Source organism: Streptomyces sp. NPDC044921 (genome assembly GCF_056432865.1).
Window position 1 is genome coordinate 129,887 of record NZ_JBWKIF010000001.1, and the last position, 16,017, is coordinate 145,903.

A 16,017-nucleotide genomic window follows, 5' to 3' on the forward strand; every position below is an offset into this window, starting at 1 on the left:
CGGGTTCAGCCGATCCGGCCGGCCAGCTCGCGCAGCAGCGTCACGACGCCCTCCGGGCCGTCCACCACCACGTCCGCGCGCTCGCGCAGCTCGGTCACCTCGTCGCTGCCGCTGCACACCAGCAGGCCCGCGGTGCCCTCCGCGCGCAGGGCGTCGACGGCCCCGTAGGCGGGCAGGTCGCCCAGGTCGTCACCGGCGTAGAGGACCGACCCGGCGCCGGTCTCCCGGGCGAGGGCGTGCAGGGCGACGCCCTTGTCCATGCCGGGCGGGCGCAGTTCCAGGACCATGCGGCCCGGCTCGACGATCAGGCCGTGCCGCCGCGCCAGCCCGGTCAGCGGTGCGCGCAGGGCCTCGAAGGCGGCCTGCGGGTCGGGGGCCCGGCGGGTGTGCACGGCCACGGCCCGGCCCTTGTCCTCCACGAACGTCCCGGTCCCGTCGAGCAGCCCGGGCAGCTCGGCGCGGACGGCCGCCACACCCGGATGCGGCTCGGGGGTCCTCACCTCGCCGCTGCGGGCGTCCCACCGCTCGGCGCCGTAGTGGCCGAGGACGACGAGGTGCTCCAGGCCCGGCACGCCGGCGAAGGCGCCGTTGCGCACGGCGACCGCGGCGGGCCGGCCGGTGATCACCGCCACGGCGGCGACCTTCGGCGCGAGCGCGGCCAGCGCGGGCACGGCGTCGGCGTGGGCCCGGGCCAGCTCGGGGTCGGCGACGATCGGCGCGAGCGTCCCGTCGAAGTCCAGGGCGATCAGCGCCTTGCCGGGACGGGCGAGCAGCGCGTCCAGGCCCTCCCGGCCCGCCTCGGTGACGGGGGTGGGCAGTGACGGCGAGGCGGGCATCGGGCCGCTCATCCCTTCAGCGCTTCCAGCTGGTCCACGAACCACCGCGCCGGCGGCAGTGCCGTGGCCGCCGCCGCCAGCCGCTTGCTGCGCTCGGCCCGCTCCTCCGGGCGCATGGACAGCGCCTCGTGCAGGGCCGCGGCCGTGCCCGTGATGTCGTAGGGGTTGACCGTGATCGCGTCCTCGCCGAGCTCCTCGTGCGCCCCGGCCTCCCGGGACAGCACCAGCGCGCAGCCCGCGTCGGAGACCACCGGGACCTCCTTGGCCACCAGGTTCATGCCGTCGCGGATGGGGTTGACCAGGGCCACGTCGGCCAGCCGGTAGGCGGCCAGGGAGCGGGCGAAGTCGTCCTTGACGTGCAGCACGACCGGCGTCCAGCCCGGTGTACCGAACTCGGCGTTGATCTCGTCCGCCAGGCGCTGCACCTCGGCCGTGTAGTCCCGGTAGACCGCGAGGTCCTGCCGCGAGGGGTAGGCGAAGGCGACGTGCACCACGCGCTCGCGCCACTCGCCGTGGGCCTCCAGCAGCCGCCGGTAGGCCAGCAGGCCGCGCACGATGTTCTTGGACAGCTCGGTGCGGTCGACGCGGACGATGGTGCGGCGGCCCTCGCCGATCTCCTCGCGCAGCGCCGCCATCCGCTCCTCGACGTCCGGCCGGTGCGCACGCTCGCGCAGGAAGTCCGCGTCGGCGCCCAACCCGTGCACGCCGATCCGCGTGCCGCCGAGCCCGCCCGCGAACCGCTCCGCGCACGCGGTGAAGGCGTCCGCCCAGCGCTGCGTGAGGAAGCCCAGCCGGTCCGCGCCCAGCATGCCGCGCAGCACCTGCCCGGCCACGTCGTCCGGCAGCATCCGGAAGTACTCCGGCGGCGCCCACGGCGTGTGCGAGAAGTGGCCGATGCGCAGGTCCGGGCGCAGTTCGCGCAGCATGCCCGGCACCAGCGTCAGGTGGTAGTCCTGCACCACGACGACCGCGCCCTGCGCCGCCTCCTCGGCCAGCGCCTCGGCGAACGCCCGGTTGTACGTCTCGTAGGACGCCCACTGGCGCCGGAACTCCGCGTCGAAGACCGGCTCCAGCGGCGTCTGGTAGAGCATGTGGTGCACGAACCACAGCACCGAGTTGGCGATGCCGTTGTAGGCGTCGGCGTGCACGTCGGCCGGGATGTCCAGCATCCGCACGCCGTCCTCCCCGGCCCCGCGCCGGACCGCCTCCCGGTCGCCGTCGGACAGCGCCGAGCACACCCACAGGGCGTCCGCGTCCGAGCCGATCGCGGAGAGCCCCGAGACCAGCCCGCCGCCGCCCCGCTTGGCGTCCAGCGAACCGTCCTCACCGACCGTGTAGGAGACCGGGCCCCGGTTGGAGGCCACCAGTACCCGTGCAGAACCGTGCGTCGAACCCATAGGCCTCAACCTAGCCCGCCTGTAAACGCTCAAACGTACGGACCTGCCGCGTCCGGCCGAAAACGGTCCCGGTCAGGCGGCCCGCCGGGCCTGGTACTCGGCGATCTCCACCATCGGCGGGCGTTCCTCGGTGTCGACGGAGTACGTCCGCGGCTCGAAGCCGTCGCCGCCCCGCTCGAACTGCGTCAGGGACGGCCGGATCAGGTGCCCGCGGGCCAGCCGCAGCTGGGCCGTGCGGTAGATCTCGGCGGCCATCCGGCCCAGCGCCTGCCCGTCCTGGTGCCGGTGCTTGCGCACCCCGACGTCCACCTGCGCGAGGGCGTCCAGGCCCACCAGGTGCAGGGCGTCCACCAGCATGCCCAGCTCGACGCCGTACCCGACGGGGAAGGGCAGCTGCTCCAGCAGTGAGCGGCGGGCCGCGTACTCCCCGCCCAGCGGCTGCACGAACCCGGCCAGCTGCGGCCAGTGCATGTTCAGCAGCGGGCGGGCCATCAGCTCGGTGACCCGGCCGCCCTGCCCCGCGGCGCCGCCCAGCGGGCGGTCGTACATGCCCTTGACCAGGTCCACGTCCGGGTCGGTCAGCAGCGGGCCGACGATCCCGGAGACGAAGTCGGACGAGAAGTCCCGCAGGTCCGCGTCGACGAAGCAGACGACGTCGCCGCGCGTGACCAGCAGCGAGCGCCACAGCACCTCGCCCTTGCCGGGGGCGGCGGGCAGGCGCGGGAGTATCGCGTCCCGGTGCACCACCCGCGCGCCCGCCGCGGCGGCCACCTGCGCGGTGCGGTCGGTCGATCCCGAGTCCACGACGACCAGCTCGTCGACGAGCGGGACCTGCAGCATCAGGTCGTGCCGGATGACGGCGACGATGTCGCCGACCGTCTCCTCCTCGTTCAGCGCGGGCAGCACCACGCTCACCGTGCGGCCCGCGCGCTGCTTGGCAGCGAGGATCCGGTGGAGCGGACGCTCGGTCGCGGACCAGGAACGGGTGCTCAGCCAGCGCTCGACTTCTTCCAGCACCGTGGCGGCTCCTTAGCGTTCTCTCGGCGGGACGGACTGTGAGCCATCTCGCGGTTCGGACGACTATCTCAACTGTCCTGGTCGTCGGTTACAGTCTTGGACAACGCGGGTGACCATCGCATGTCCGGGGTCGCCCTCGTTCACAACCACATACAGCTCATCCAGAGGGGCAGAGGGAAACGGCCCGATGAAGCCCCGGCAACCCTCCAGTCGGTTCTCGTAGGTCACTGGCGACCACAGCGCGAGGCTCCCGGCTAGGGAAGGTGCCAAATCCGTCTCACGGCGAGATGCGTCGTGAGGAAGATGAGGAGAAAGGGCCTCGCCTCACATGGCTGTGCAGACTGTTGCAAGCACCACGAACTCCACCGTAGACCTCGGCCCGGCCGCCGCGCTGAGCTGCCGCGAGTGCGGTCACCGCGTGCCCCTCGGCCCGGTCTTCGCCTGCGAGGAGTGTTTCGGCCCGCTGGAGATCGCCTACGACTTCTCGGGCTACGACACCGAGGAGCTGCGCAAGAAGATCGAGGCGGGCCCCGCGAACATCTGGCGTTACGCCCCGTTGCTGCCGGTCCCGGCCGACGTCGCGGACAAGCCGAACATCAACCCGGGCTGGACCAAGCTGGTGCGGGCCGACAACCTCGCCCGCGAGCTGGGGGTGGACGCCGGCAAGCTCTTCGTCAAGGACGACTCCGGCAACCCGACGCACTCCTTCAAGGACCGCGTCGTCGCGCAGGCCCTGGAGGCCGCCCGCGCCTTCGGCTTCACCACCCTCTCCTGCTCCTCCACCGGCAACCTGGCCGGCGCGGTGGGCGCCGCCGCGGCCCGCGCCGGCTTCCGCTCCTGCGTGTTCATCCCGCACGACCTGGAGCAGGGCAAGGTCGTCATGGCCGCGGTCTACGGCGGCGAGCTCGTCGGCATCGAGGGCAACTACGACGACGTGAACCGCTTCTGCTCCGAGCTGATCGGCGACCCGGCCGGCGAGGGCTGGGGCTTCGTCAACGTCAACCTGCGGCCGTACTACGCCGAGGGCTCCAAGACGCTGGCGTACGAGATCTGCGAGCAGCTCGGCTGGCGGCTGCCCGAGCAGATCGTGGTGCCGATCGCCTCCGGCTCCCAGCTCACGAAGATCGACAAGGGCCTGCAGGAGCTGATCAGGCTCGGGCTGGTCGAGGACAGGCCGTACAAGATCTTCGGCGCGCAGGCGCTCGGCTGCTCCCCGGTGTCGACGGCGTTCAAGGCCGGGCACGACGTGGTGCGCCCGCAGAAGCCGGACACGATCGCCAAGTCGCTGGCGATCGGCAACCCGGCGGACGGGCCGTACGTGCTGGACATCGCGCGGCGCACGGGCGGTGCGGTGGAGGACGTGACGGACGAGCAGGTCGTCGACGCCATCAAGGTCCTGGCCAGGACCGAGGGGATCTTCGCGGAGACCGCCGGTGGTGTGACGGTGGGTGTCACCAAGAAGCTGATCGAGAGCGGGCTGCTGGATCCGTCCAGGACGACTGTGGTGCTCAACACCGGGGACGGTCTGAAGACGCTGGACGCGGTGGCGGGCACGGGGCTGACCGCGACCATTCGGCCCAGCCTGGAGTCGTTCCGTGAGGCCGGGCTCGTCTGATCGTTGCCATCTGCGGGCCGGTGGGGGTTGTTCGCGCAGTTCCCCGCGCCCCTGGGTTCGTCACCAACCGGAGGTTCCGAAGTCATGAGCGTCACCGTTCGCATCCCCACCATCCTGCGTACCTACACCGGCGGGCAGGCCGAGGTCGCCGCCGAGGGGGCGACCCTGGGCGAGGTCATCGCCGACCTGGAGAAGAACCACACCGGGATCGCCGCCCGGGTCCTGGACGACCAGGGGAAGCTGCGCCGGTTCGTCAACGTGTACGTGAACGACGACGACGTGCGGTTCGAGCAGGGGCTGGAGACGGCCACCCCGGACGGCGCCGGCGTGTCGATCATCCCGGCCGTCGCCGGAGGCTGAACCGGCCCTGGCGTTACCTGGAGTAATGCCGGTTACCGAGCGTGCATCGAATTGCCCCCACCGTGAGAGAAGCGGAGGGGGCAATTCTGTGTGATTGAGCGCGGTACAGTTGGGGAACGCGGTTCCGATCGCCTGACCGGAACCCTGAATTCCTGCCGCGAGCCCGACAAGATGTAGCCAAAGTGTGCGCGTCTTTCGTGGCTTTTGCGTATTTTGTGTGGCCCGACTTGCCCTGAATTCAGGCGAATTCTCCCCACATTCCGGACCCGGTGCGTCCAGAATTCTCGTCCGATTGACCTGTTGCAGACGGCAGTTGGACAGATACATTCAGCCGCGGTCGACGCGTTCCGGCGCACGCCCCCAACCGTGGGGGGTGAGGTCTGACCCGGGTCCGCGAAGTGTGGATCTGTGCAAGGGCCAGTAATAGGGGAGTTAGGCATGGCTCAGGGCACCGTCAAGTGGTTCAACGCGGAGAAGGGGTACGGCTTCATCGCGGTCGACGGTGGTGCGGATGTTTTCGTCCACTACAGCGCGATCCAGATGGACGGCTACCGCACCCTGGAAGAGGGCCAGCGGGTCGAGTTCGAGATCTCGCAGGGCCAGAAGGGCCCGCAGGCCGACATGGTTCGCGTCACCGCCTGAACGCGCACCACGACCAACGCGCAAGCGACAGGTCTTCTCTGAAGGGCCCGCACCCCCCGGGGTGCGGGCCCTTCGGCCTGCTCGCAGGGGGTGCAGGGGGGTGTTCGCGGGTGGCTGACGCCCCCGCCCGATCCCGGGGAGGCGCTTGCACTCACCATGCCCGAGTGCTAATCATTGCGTTAGCACTCTGAAGGTGAGAGTGACAACGTAAGGACCGGGTCGGTGAGGCCGCGGACCAGGTGGGGCAAGGAACCACCGGTCGGGGGCCGTCCGTCGCGGGCGCGGGCGCGGTCCGAAGTAATCACCCCCAGTCCTGGAGGGACCACTTCACATGGCCAAGATCATCGCGTTCGACGAGGAGGCGCGGCGCGGCCTCGAGCGCGGCATGAACCAGCTCGCGGACGCCGTGAAGGTGACGCTCGGCCCCAAGGGCCGCAACGTCGTCCTCGAGAAGAAGTGGGGCGCGCCCACGATCACCAACGACGGCGTCTCCATCGCCAAGGAGATCGAGCTCGAGGACCCGTACGAGAAGATCGGCGCCGAGCTGGTCAAGGAAGTCGCCAAGAAGACGGACGACGTCGCCGGTGACGGTACGACCACGGCGACCGTCCTCGCCCAGGCCCTGGTGCGCGAGGGTCTGCGCAACGTGGCCGCCGGTGCCAACCCGATGGCCCTGAAGCGCGGTATCGAGAAGGCCGTCGAGGCCGTCTCCGCCGCCCTGCTGGAGCAGGCCAAGGACGTCGAGACCAAGGAGCAGATCGCCTCCACGGCCTCCATCTCCGCCGCCGACACCCAGATCGGCGAGCTCATCGCCGAGGCCATGGACAAGGTCGGCAAGGAAGGCGTCATCACCGTCGAGGAGTCCCAGACCTTCGGTCTGGAGCTGGAGCTCACCGAGGGTATGCGCTTCGACAAGGGCTACATCTCGGCGTACTTCGCCACCGACATGGAGCGTATGGAGGCCGTCCTCGACGACCCGTACATCCTGATCGCCAACTCCAAGATCTCCAACGTCAAGGACCTGCTCCCGCTCCTGGAGAAGGTCATGCAGTCGGGCAAGCCGCTGCTGATCATCGCCGAGGACGTCGAGGGCGAGGCCCTGTCGACCCTGGTCGTCAACAAGATCCGCGGCACCTTCAAGTCCGTCGCCGTCAAGGCCCCGGGCTTCGGCGACCGCCGCAAGGCGATGCTGCAGGACATCGGCATCCTCACCGGCGGCGAGGTGATCTCCGAGGAGGTCGGCCTCAAGCTGGAGAACGCCACGCTCGACCTGCTGGGCAAGGCCCGCAAGGTCGTCATCACCAAGGACGAGACCACCATCGTCGACGGTGCCGGCTCCGCCGAGCAGGTCCAGGGCCGGGTCAACCAGATCCGCGCCGAGATCGAGAACAGCGACTCGGACTACGACCGCGAGAAGCTGCAGGAGCGCCTGGCGAAGCTCGCCGGCGGTGTCGCGGTCATCAAGGCCGGTGCCGCCACCGAGGTGGAGCTCAAGGAGCGCAAGCACCGCATCGAGGACGCCGTGCGCAACGCCAAGGCGGCCGTCGAGGAGGGCATCGTCGCCGGTGGTGGCGTGGCCCTGCTGCAGGCCTCCCAGGTCTTCGAGAAGCTGGAGCTCGAGGGTGACGAGGCGACCGGCGCCAACGCCGTGAAGCTCGCGCTGGAGGCCCCGCTGAAGCAGATCGCCGTCAACGGTGGTCTCGAGGGCGGCGTCGTCGTGGAGAAGGTCCGCAACCTCCAGGTCGGCCACGGCCTGAACGCCGCGACCGGTGAGTACGTCGACATGATCGCCGAAGGCATCATCGACCCGGCGAAGGTGACCCGTTCCGCGCTGCAGAACGCCGCCTCCATCGCCGCGCTGTTCCTCACCACCGAGGCCGTCATCGCCGACAAGCCGGAGAAGGCCGCCGCGCCGGCCGGCGGCGGCATGCCGGGCGGTGACATGGACTTCTGATCGACCCCGTCGATCGACGTCCTTTCCCAGGGCGGCACTTCCTGTTCGCAGGGGGTGCCGCCCTTCGGCGTGTGCGGGATCACAGGAGGCACGGGATGGCGGCGGCGGGCCGCATGGTTGAACCTGGGGTCCGATGCACGTGCACATACTGCCTGGTATGAGCATACTGTCCGTATCCGAAGGAGCCCCCACGTGACCGTCGCCTCCCGTGCCGCCGCAATCCTGTCCCGGCCCGTCACCCTGGGCGGGCTGACCGTCCCGAACCGGATCGTGATGGCGCCCATGACGCGCATGTTCTCCCCGGGCGGCGTGCCCGGCGAGGACGTGGTCTCCTACTACGCGCGCCGCGCCGCCGCCGGGGTCGGCCTGATCGTCACCGAGGGCACCTACGTCGGCCACGAGTCGGCCGGGCAGAGCGACCGCGTGCCGCGGTTCCACGGCGAGGAGCAGCTCGCGGGCTGGGCGAAGGTCGCCGAGGCGGTGCACGCCGCGGGCGGCACGATCGTGCCGCAGCTCTGGCACATCGGCATGGTCCGCAAGCAGGGCGAGCCGCCCGTCGCGGACGCCCCGGCCGTCGGCCCCTCCGGGCTGCGCATCGGCGCCGACGAGCCCACCGGCAAGGCCATGACGCAGGCCGACATCGACGCCGTCGTCGGTGCCTTCGCCGAGGCCGCCGCGGCCGCCGAGCGCATCGGCTTCGACGGGGTGGAGCTGCACGGCGCCCACGGCTACCTGCTCGACCAGTTCCTCTGGGAGGGCACCAACCGCCGCACCGACGCCTACGGCGGCGACCGGGTCGCCCGCACCAGGTTCGCGGCGGAGATCGTCGCGGCCGTCCGTGAGAGCGTCTCGCCCGGCTTCCCCGTCATCTTCCGCTACTCCCAGTGGAAGCAGGACGTCTACGGCGCCCGCCTGGCCGAGACCCCTGAGGAGCTGGAGTCCATCCTCACCCCGCTGGCCGCCGCCGGAGTCGACGCCTTCCACGCCTCCACGCGCCGCTACTGGCTGCCCGAGTTCGACGACTCCGACCTGAACCTCGCCGGCTGGACCAAGAAGCTCACCGGCAAGCCCGCCATCACCGTCGGCTCCGTCGGCCTCAACGGCGACTTCGTCAAGGCCTTCCAGGGCCAGGGCGCCGAGCTGGGCGACCTCGACAACCTCCTGGACCGCTTCGAGCGCGACGAGTTCGACCTGGTCGCCGTCGGCCGCGCTCTGCTGCAGGACCCGCAGTGGGCCGAGAAGGTCCTCGCCGGCCGCCTCGACGAGCTGGCGCCGTACGACGCGGCGTCGCTGAAGACCCTCAGCTGACACGGAGGTCCGCCCACGGGTGTCTGGATCCGGTTGCCCCGGTCAAGCACACTGGCCGAGCGCCTGATCACCGGCACCCGTGAGGAGACCCAGATGACGACGACCGAGTCCCACCCGCCCGCGGAGAGCCCCTCCGGACAGCCCGGGCCGGTGGTGCGCACCACCGCCGGCGCGGTGCGCGGACTCCGCGAGGAAGGGCTCGCGGTCTTCCGCGGCGTCCCGTTCGCCGAACCCCCGGTCGGCGAGGCCCGGTTCATGGCGCCGCGCCCCGCCCGACCGTGGGACGGCATACGGGACGCGGACGCCTTTGGCCCGCCGCCCCCGCAGGACCTCGGCCTGATGGGCGGCCCGGCGCTGCTGCGCGCCCCCGAGGGCGACGACTGGCTCACGGTCAACGTCTGGACCCCCGACCCGGACCCGGCCGCCCGCCGCCCGGTCATGGTGTGGATCTACGGCGGCGCCTACAAGCTCGGCCACGCCGGCAGCCCCGGCTACGACGCCCGGCGCATAGCGGCCGACGGCGACGTCGTGGTCGTCACCTTCAACTACCGCGTCGGCATGGAGGGGTTCGCCCACATCGAGGGGGCGCCCGCCAACCGCGGCCTGCTCGACCAGGTGGCCGCGCTGGAGTGGGTGCGCGACAACATCGGCGCGTTCGGCGGCGACCCGCGGCAGGTGACGGTCTTCGGCGAGTCGGCGGGCGCGGGGTCGGTGGCCTCGCTGCTGGTGATGGACCGCGCGGCCGGGCTGTTCCGGCGGGCCATCGCGCAGAGCGTGCCGGGGACGTTCTTCTCCGCCGCACTGGCCCGGGACATCGGCACCGCCCTCGCCGCCGAGGTGGGCCTGCGCCCCACGGTCGCCGACCTGTCGACGGTCGACCCGCGCCGGCTCACGTCGGCGGGGGAGGCCCTGGGCCCGAAGATGCCGCAGTACCTCGACCGGTGGGGCCGGGCGGCGCCCACGGTGACCCCCTTCTCCCCGGTGGTCGACGGCGAGGTCCTGCCGGCGACGCCGTGGCAGGCGCTCGCGTCCGGGGCGGCGCGGGAGGTCGACCTGCTCGTCGGCCACAACCGCGACGAGTACCGCCTCTTCGCCGCCCTGGCCGGGCAGCTCGGACAGATCACCGACGAGCGGGCGAGCGCGGCCCTGCGCCTGTTCGCCCCCGGCCCGGGCGGGGAGGCGGCCTACCGTACGGCCTTCCCCGGCGCCTCCCCGGGCGAGCTGTACGAACGCGTCCAGACGGACTGGCTCTTCGCCATGCCCTCCCTGCACCTGGCCGAGGCCCACCGGGCGGGCGGCGGCAGCGCGCACGTCTACGAACTGACCTGGCCGGCCCCCGGCAACGGCGGCGCGCTCGGTGCCTGCCACGGCCTGGACATCCCGCTGCTGTTCGGCACGTACGGGGCGGACCTGGGCGCGCTGGTGTTCGAGGGCGCCGAGCCGCCCGCCGAGGCCCTGGCGCTGTCGTCCCGCTTCCGCTCGTCCTGGACGGCGTTCGCGAGGACCGGCGACCCGGGCTGGCCCGCCTACGACGAGGAGCGGCGGCTGGTGCAGGTGCTGGACGCGGAGCCGGTGGTCACGGCGTACCCGGAGGAGGCGGCGCGGCGCCTGTGGCAGGGGCACGACTTCGAGGCCCTGCCCCTGCTGTGATCTACAGGTTGCCCATCGGCTCGATGTCGATCCGCACGGGCGTGCCCCACACCCGCAGCACCTCGTAGTCGGTGAACTCGTGCACCAGCCGGTACGCCATGGCGGCCCGGGGCGCGCGGCGCTGGGCGGCGATGTACAGCTCGGCCTCGCGGCGGTCCCGGCGCGGGGTGCCGCACAGCTGCCAGGCCTGGCCGTTCCACAGCTCCGGCAGCCAGCGCTGCTGGGGCTGCGGGCGGTCGCCGCGCACACCGTAGCGGGACTGGACGGGCTCGGTCTGCGGCTGGTGCGGGGCGGGCCCGTTGAACTCGTTCCGGCGGGCCGCCCGGCGCCGGGTCTCGCACAGCAGGCACAGGTCGGGCGCGGCCTCGTCGACCGGGCCGTTCGGGTGCTCGGGGCACCGGGTGCTGGGCGCGGCGTTCGAGACGCTCTCCTCCAGCAGGTCCAGGGCCCGCCGCAGATCCGCCCTCACCTCGTGCAGCTTGGCGTCCGGGGTGTCGGCGGTGAGGGCCTCCCCGTGCTCACCGAGAAGCCGGAGGGCACGGCCGAGTGCGGTCAGCTGGGCGTGGTTCATGCCGTCCATTGTCCCCGGTCGGCGGATTCCGCTCCCGGCGGCGTTGGGACATCGCGGCGCGGATCCCGGCCGCGTGCTCGTGCACGGACGGGGCGGGCAGGGGTGCGGGGGGTCGTGCGGGGTCGCTTTCACCTCGGCAGGCGCTGCAACGCCCGCCCGGCAGGGACTCCGGGCGTCCCGGAGCGCCGCAGCTCGCGCACTCCAGGACCCGCAGCGGCGGACGCGGGGCCGGTGGAGGCGGGAGTTTGCCGGTCAGGCGGGTGCGGACGAGGGCGGCGGGGTGGTGGACGGGTGTCGGCAGGCCGGCCGTGAGGGCGTGCAGGACGTCGTCCTCCGAGGCGCCCCGCTCGAACCACTGCGTGACGAGAGGGGCGAGCGCCGCGCAGTCGGTCTGGGAGAGCGACAGCACGGGTGCGGTGCGGCCGAGGGCGGCCAGCAGGATCTGCGCCCGGGAGCGGGTGGGGCGCTGCGGTGCCTGCGGCACGTCCCCGCGCGTGAAGGCCGCCCACCAGTCGTCGTCCCGGGCCGTGCGGGACCACCACGATCGGGTGATCCAGCGGGAACCGCCGTCGTCGGCCGTGACGCACTCCCGGCCCCGGCGCAGATGCCCTGCCTGCTGGAGGCGGTTGAGGGCGGTGCTCAGGGCGCACTGCCCGTACGGCAGCTGTTTGGCCAGCGTCTTCACGGAGATGTCGGCGCCGTCGGGGAGTCGGTCGAGGTAGGCGGCGATGGCGGCTTCGCGGGGTGGGAGGTGCGCGAAGTCGTGTCCTGTGGCGCGGAGTTGATCGGGAGTGGAGCGTTTGCCGTAGCCGGGGGCCGCCATTGGATGCGCGGACGGGAGGGCAGCACTAAGCTGGGACTCAGCCATGGGACCGAACTGTTCCTTCGATCTCGTTGGTTAAGCCCCCGCAGGTGTTGGCGCACCGGGCGGGGGCTGTTGCTTGTCCAGGAACGTTAGAGGCAGGTGACTGTCCGTGGCAAGCCGGACGCGTCGCGTCAACTCGCGGGGCGGGAGGGCGGGTTGAGGCCCTCCTCCCATTCCTTGAAGAGAGGGCTCGAAGCCCGGGTCCCGAAGCTCAGGCCGTCTCGTCCTTGAGGTTCGCGACGAACGCGGCCCAGGCGGAGGCCCGGAACACGAGCTTCGGGCCGTGGGGGTTCTTGGAGTCGCGGACGGGGACGAACGCGGTTGGGCCGTCCGCTGTCTCCAGGCAGTCGCCGCCGCTGCCGCCGCTGTAGCTGGACTTGCGCCAAGTGGCCTCAGTGATGCTCCTCATGGCCGTAATCCTGCGCGATGTCCTCGATGAGGGCCAGGGAGTCGGCCGGAGAGAGGGCGCAGGCGGAGAGGAGCTGGAAGGTGCGCCGCTGGTACCGGACGATGGTCGGGTCGTCCTCCAGTCGTCCCGTGCCGACTCCCTCGAAGTACAGCAGCGGAGGCGCGTCCTCGAAGTCCATCAGCTTCATGGAGCCCTCCATCGACGCGTGGGCACCGGCACCGAACGGCAGCACCTGCACGATGACCCGGTTGCGGCGGATCAGGCTCGCCACGTGGCGCAGTGCCTCCGCCATCACCTCCCGGCCGCCGGTCCGCCGACGCAGGGCCGCCTCGTCAAGGACCGTCCACAACAACGGGCCTGTTGGATCGTCGAGGAGTGCCGTCCGGTCCATCCGGGCCGCGACCAGCTCCTCGATCACCTCCGCCGGTGCCGTCGGCCGGTATGCGCGGAACACGGCTCGTGCGTAGGCGGGTGTCTGCAGCAGCCCGGAGATCAGGAGCGGCGCGTACTGCCGGATCTCGGTCGCCTCCGCCTCCGCTTCCGCCGCCTCCGCGAAGTGCTCCGGATACCTCGACTTCGCCGCCGCCCCGCAGTGCCGCTGGAAGAAGTCCTCCGTCCCCAGCGCCTCGTCCAGCAGGCGCGCGTACTCCCGCTGCATCCTGCGCGTGCCCGCCTCCAGTTGGCCGATGAACGAGCCGCTCACGAAGAGCCGCTGGCCGAGTTCCTCCTGGCTGAGGCCGGCCTTCTCGCGGGCGTGGCGGAGTTCGGCGCCCAGGAGGGCCCGCGGTGAGGAGGAGGGGTCGAGGTCCCTGGGTCCGGGCATGGGCAACTCCCTGTCGTACACATCGGGTTGTTGGACCGCCGTATCTGGCCAGGTTAGAGGCGGATCGGACACGCTGTGTGGCGAATAGCCAACTCAGCGTGGAGGTAGGGAAGCGTGCGCTCGACCGAAGAGATCGTGGAGTCACTGCGGGACGCACTCGCGGGAGTCGGTGTCGTGCTGCCGTCCCTGTGCGTCGACCCCGTCACGGCCGCGCGGGACGAGCCGTTCGCCCTGGTCGATCTGGGGCGGTGCAACGTGCGGACGGCCGAGCACCTGACCGACGTGCTGCGGTCGCTGCCCGTCGGGGAGGCGCTGCGGGCTCGCGTGCGGCAGGTCAATCGGGAGGTGAAGTCGCGGTGAAATGACAGTGATCGGCGGGTGGACTACAACCATTGGCCCGGCATCGTCGTCGAACAGGCGTATCGCGCGTACACCCCGGCGTCCGCCCCACCGCACGCCACTCCGGAAGACCGAATTCCTCAGAGAAAGCCTGCCATGACGCTCCGTTGGTGGTGCGGTGTCCTGCGTGTGCGTGGGAAGACCGACCTGTTTCTCGTCCTGCTGTTCGGCGCCGCTTTCGCCGCCCTGCCCGTCTTCGCGCTGCTCCCGTCGCTGTGGGGCTTCGCCGCCGCCTCGGCTGTGAGTTACGCCGCCGACGAGGTGCTGCACACGCGTGCCCCCGCCTTCGTGCGGCGGCTGGCCGCGCTGCAGCTGACGCGCACCATGCGGTTCGCCGTGCGGACGGTGATGCTGCTCGCCCTGGCCGACCGGATGGACGCGCCGGGTGCCGTGCTGGTGGCCGCGCTGGCCGTGTTCAGCGTGCACTTCGCGCTGGTGGTGCTGTACACGGCCGTGCATCACGCCATCCGGCGCCGGCGCGTCCTGCCGGTGGTCGTGCGCAACCTCGACATGAGCGGGGCGGGCATCCCGAAGTCGCCGCCCGCGCTCCTCTACCGGCGCTTCCTGCGCAAGCTGCTGCACCTGGACCTGCCGGCCCACGCCGGTCTGCTCGCCGCGCTCGCGGTGGGGGCGTGGCAGCCCGCCGGTGCCGGGTTCGCGCTGACCGCCGGGCTCACGGCGGCCGCCGTGCTGGCGCTGCTGGGCCAGCTGCGCCGGGCCCGCCGGATGCCGTCGGACGAGCAGGTGATCGGCGAGGTGAACCGTCAATGGCCGCGTACCGGCCCGAGGTGGCGCTGTACTTCAGCTTCGCGTCCGTGTCCCGGGACTTCATGTACCAGGTGAACATGTGGATCGAGACGCTGGAGCGGCTCGACCGGCGGCCGCTGATCATCCTGCGGGAGCGGGCCTCGTTCCGCTATCTGAGCCGTACCTCGATCCCGGTGCTGTGCGTGCCGAAGGCCGACGACGTGGCCCAGCTGGAACTGCCCGAGCTGCGAGTCGTGCTCTATCCCGGCAACGCGGGCAAGAACGTGCACATGCTGCGGGTCGCCGAGGCCAAGCACGTCTTCATCGGGCACGGCGACAGCGACAAGCTCGCCAGCAGCAACCGGGTGAGCAAGGTGTACGACGAGATCTGGGTCGCCGGGCGGGCCGGCCGCGACCGGTACCGGCGGGTGCGGCACGCCATCGACGACCGGGCGATCGTGGAGGTGGGCCGTCCGCAGCTGTCGTCGATCCGGCTGCACGCGGACCACGTGCCCGGGCCGCTGCCGACCGTCCTGTACGCGCCGACCTGGGAGGGCTGGAGCGACGACGACTGCCACACGTCCCTGATCCCGATGGGCGTGACGCTGGTCGAGAAGCTGCTCGCGGAGAACGTGCGGGTCCTCTACAAGCCGCATCCGCTCACCGGCAAGCGCTCGCGCGCCGCCGCCGAAGCCGACCGGGCGATCCGGGAGTTGCTGCGCGCGGACAACGAGCGGCGCGACGGGGAACGGGGTGACCGTGAGCGTGTGGAGGCCGCCGTCGCCGCCGCCCGGCCGCGGCTCGCGGAGATCCAGGCCCGGCTCACCGAGCTGTCGGGGCGGCTCGACGGCGACGACGCCGAGCAGACCCGCGAGGCCCGTCTGCCCGATCGGAGCGGCGAGGCCGAGTGGCACGAGCTGCGGGCCGAGTGGCACCGGATCTTCTGGGAGAGCCGGGGCGCCGTCCGGCACCAGGTGATCCTCAAGCAACTGCCCGCGCTGTACGACTGCTTCGACCAGGCCGACCTGCTCATCAGCGACGTGTCGTCCGTGGTCGCGGACTTCGTGGCGAGCCTCAAGCCGTACGTCCTGACCAACGCCGACGACCTGCCCGACGAGGCCTTCCGGGCCGCCTACACCACCGCCGGGGGCGCCTACCTCCTGGACCGGGAGTGCGTCCGGCTGCCGGAGATCCTCCGCGCGGTCCGCGCACCCCTGCACGACCCGATGGCACCCGAGCGCCGCGTCCTCAAGGAGTACGTGCTGGGCCCGGACCACCCCACCTCGACGGAGCGGTTCAACGCGGCCGTCAACGCCCTGGCCGACCGGGCCGCGGCGGAGCGGGAGCAGCAGTCGGAGGAGGTGCGGCAGGCGGTCGTGCAGGTCTCCGGCTGAGCGGGCCCTTCAGTCCGGCCCGCCGCAGGA

The 16,017-nt window shown here is 71.8% G+C and carries 15 protein-coding genes, 1 pseudogene and 1 riboswitch; of the genes and pseudogenes, 9 read left to right on the forward strand and 7 right to left on the reverse strand.

Going from position 1 to position 16,017, the window contains the following annotated elements:
- Nucleotides 1–5 precede the first annotated feature (5 nt).
- The 3 genes from otsB to AC07DA_RS00690 all read right to left on the reverse strand — a co-directional run bounded on the left by otsB (nucleotide 6) and on the right by AC07DA_RS00690 (nucleotide 3,250).
- Nucleotides 6–848: a trehalose-phosphatase gene (gene otsB, locus AC07DA_RS00680; RefSeq protein WP_479123240.1), complete on the reverse strand. Its 843-nt coding sequence runs from the start codon at nucleotides 846–848 to the stop codon at nucleotides 6–8.
- Nucleotides 845–2,233 (reverse strand): alpha,alpha-trehalose-phosphate synthase (UDP-forming), encoded by a 1,389-nt coding sequence (locus AC07DA_RS00685; protein ID WP_479123242.1) that lies wholly within the window; start codon nucleotides 2,231–2,233, stop codon nucleotides 845–847. The genes otsB and AC07DA_RS00685 overlap by 4 nt, the downstream gene beginning before the upstream one ends.
- A gap of 72 nt (nucleotides 2,234–2,305) precedes the next feature.
- Nucleotides 2,306–3,250 carry a glucosyl-3-phosphoglycerate synthase gene (locus tag AC07DA_RS00690; RefSeq protein ID WP_479123244.1) on the reverse strand — a complete coding sequence of 315 codons (945 nt, stop codon included), beginning with the start codon at nucleotides 3,248–3,250 and terminating at the stop codon, nucleotides 2,306–2,308.
- 154 nt (nucleotides 3,251–3,404) lie between these two features.
- Nucleotides 3,405–3,560: riboswitch (SAM riboswitch) on the forward strand.
- Nucleotides 3,561–3,578: 18 nt separating this feature from the next.
- Here AC07DA_RS00690 and thrC point away from each other — a divergent pair.
- The 6 genes from thrC (at nucleotide 3,579) to AC07DA_RS00720 (ending at nucleotide 10,779) form a co-directional block, all read left to right on the forward strand.
- Entirely contained in the window at nucleotides 3,579–4,865 is a 1,287-nt protein-coding gene (gene thrC, locus AC07DA_RS00695; RefSeq protein WP_479123245.1) for a threonine synthase, read from the forward strand.
- Nucleotides 4,866–4,949: 84 nt separating this feature from the next.
- On the forward strand, nucleotides 4,950–5,225 hold the full coding sequence (locus AC07DA_RS00700) for a ubiquitin-like small modifier protein 1 (protein ID WP_010035955.1): 276 nt from the start codon (nucleotides 4,950–4,952) through the stop codon (nucleotides 5,223–5,225).
- A gap of 438 nt (nucleotides 5,226–5,663) precedes the next feature.
- A complete protein-coding gene (locus AC07DA_RS00705; protein WP_004986573.1) occupies nucleotides 5,664–5,867 on the forward strand; it encodes a cold-shock protein in 204 nt (67 codons plus the stop codon).
- 331 nt (nucleotides 5,868–6,198) lie between these two features.
- Entirely contained in the window at nucleotides 6,199–7,821 is a 1,623-nt protein-coding gene (groL, locus tag AC07DA_RS00710; protein WP_365089857.1) for a chaperonin GroEL, read from the forward strand.
- A 192-nt stretch (nucleotides 7,822–8,013) separates the two neighbouring features.
- Nucleotides 8,014–9,129, forward strand: a complete 1,116-nt coding sequence (locus AC07DA_RS00715) for an NADH:flavin oxidoreductase (RefSeq protein WP_479123248.1) — start codon at nucleotides 8,014–8,016, stop codon at nucleotides 9,127–9,129.
- A gap of 93 nt (nucleotides 9,130–9,222) precedes the next feature.
- Nucleotides 9,223–10,779, forward strand: coding sequence for a carboxylesterase/lipase family protein (locus AC07DA_RS00720; RefSeq protein ID WP_479123249.1), 1,557 nt, complete (start codon nucleotides 9,223–9,225; stop codon nucleotides 10,777–10,779).
- Between the two features lies 1 nt (nucleotide 10,780).
- Here AC07DA_RS00720 and AC07DA_RS00725 read toward each other — a convergent pair whose 3' ends face one another.
- The 4 genes from AC07DA_RS00725 to AC07DA_RS00740 form a co-directional block, all read right to left on the reverse strand.
- The gene (locus tag AC07DA_RS00725; RefSeq protein WP_479123251.1) at nucleotides 10,781–11,350 is read right to left on the reverse strand and encodes a hypothetical protein; all 570 of its coding nucleotides are present in this window, start codon (nucleotides 11,348–11,350) and stop codon (nucleotides 10,781–10,783) included.
- A complete protein-coding gene (locus AC07DA_RS00730) occupies nucleotides 11,298–12,218 on the reverse strand; it encodes a hypothetical protein (RefSeq protein WP_479123252.1) in 921 nt (306 codons plus the stop codon). The genes AC07DA_RS00725 and AC07DA_RS00730 overlap by 53 nt, the downstream gene beginning before the upstream one ends.
- Before the next feature lie 208 nt (nucleotides 12,219–12,426).
- The gene (locus AC07DA_RS00735) at nucleotides 12,427–12,624 is read right to left on the reverse strand and encodes a DUF397 domain-containing protein (RefSeq protein ID WP_479123254.1); all 198 of its coding nucleotides are present in this window, start codon (nucleotides 12,622–12,624) and stop codon (nucleotides 12,427–12,429) included.
- Complete coding sequence (locus AC07DA_RS00740) at nucleotides 12,608–13,447, reverse strand: helix-turn-helix domain-containing protein (protein ID WP_479123256.1); 840 nt, start codon at nucleotides 13,445–13,447, stop codon at nucleotides 12,608–12,610. The genes AC07DA_RS00735 and AC07DA_RS00740 overlap by 17 nt, the downstream gene beginning before the upstream one ends.
- A gap of 114 nt (nucleotides 13,448–13,561) precedes the next feature.
- On the opposite strand from AC07DA_RS00740, the pseudogene AC07DA_RS00745 reads away from it, so the two are divergent.
- The 3 genes and pseudogenes from AC07DA_RS00745 to AC07DA_RS00755 all read left to right on the forward strand — a co-directional run.
- A pseudogene (locus AC07DA_RS00745) lies at nucleotides 13,562–13,753 on the forward strand (hypothetical protein); the annotation flags it as partial.
- Nucleotides 13,754–13,975: 222 nt separating this feature from the next.
- Complete coding sequence (locus AC07DA_RS00750) at nucleotides 13,976–14,689, forward strand: hypothetical protein (RefSeq protein WP_479123257.1); 714 nt, start codon at nucleotides 13,976–13,978, stop codon at nucleotides 14,687–14,689.
- The gene (locus AC07DA_RS00755) at nucleotides 14,614–15,987 is read left to right on the forward strand and encodes a hypothetical protein (RefSeq protein ID WP_479123259.1); all 1,374 of its coding nucleotides are present in this window, start codon (nucleotides 14,614–14,616) and stop codon (nucleotides 15,985–15,987) included. The genes AC07DA_RS00750 and AC07DA_RS00755 overlap by 76 nt, the downstream gene beginning before the upstream one ends.
- Nucleotides 15,988–16,017: the final 30 nt, after the last annotated feature.